This window comes from Halomonas sp. ND22Bw (assembly GCF_003011945.1).
GTDB lineage: Bacteria > Pseudomonadota > Gammaproteobacteria > Pseudomonadales > Halomonadaceae > Halomonas > Halomonas halophila.
In genome coordinates, this window is the sequence record NZ_PXWD01000263.1 from 1 (window position 1) to 397 (window position 397).

Sequence of the window (397 nt, forward strand, 5' to 3'; positions counted from 1 at the left end):
CCGATCTGCTGGGCTTCACCAGTCAGAGCCACTTCAACCGGGCCTTCAAGACGCACCTGGGCGAGACCCCGACAAACTTCCGCACCCGGCGCCAGGGGGCGAGGATGGCGTAACGCGCGCCACGTCAGGCTAAGCCGCCATCGGCGGCCAGTCATCAGCATCGTGAACGAGATCGTCCCGAGGCCCACACGTCCCGGACTGCGAACCCGTGCGCGTGCCAAATCAAACAAAAAACGATCAAGGGAGGACAACAATGAAGGCCAAGAAACCCATTCTCACGGCGGCCAGCGCGCTGGCCCTGACCTGCGGGACAGGCGCCGCTTGGGCTCAAACCAGCCCGCAGCCGACCGCAGAGCCCCAGCAGAGCGCGGAGGCGACGGTGGTCGACGAAATCGTC

Annotated in this window: 1 protein-coding gene; it reads left to right on the forward strand. The window is 65.2% G+C overall.

All coding sequences use genetic code 11. The features are described 5' to 3' along the window. Positions 1 to 8 precede the first annotated feature (8 nt). On the forward strand, positions 9 to 113 hold the full coding sequence (locus CVH10_RS17990) for an AraC family transcriptional regulator (protein ID WP_369335864.1): 105 nt from the start codon (positions 9 to 11) through the stop codon (positions 111 to 113). Positions 114 to 397 lie beyond the last annotated feature (284 nt).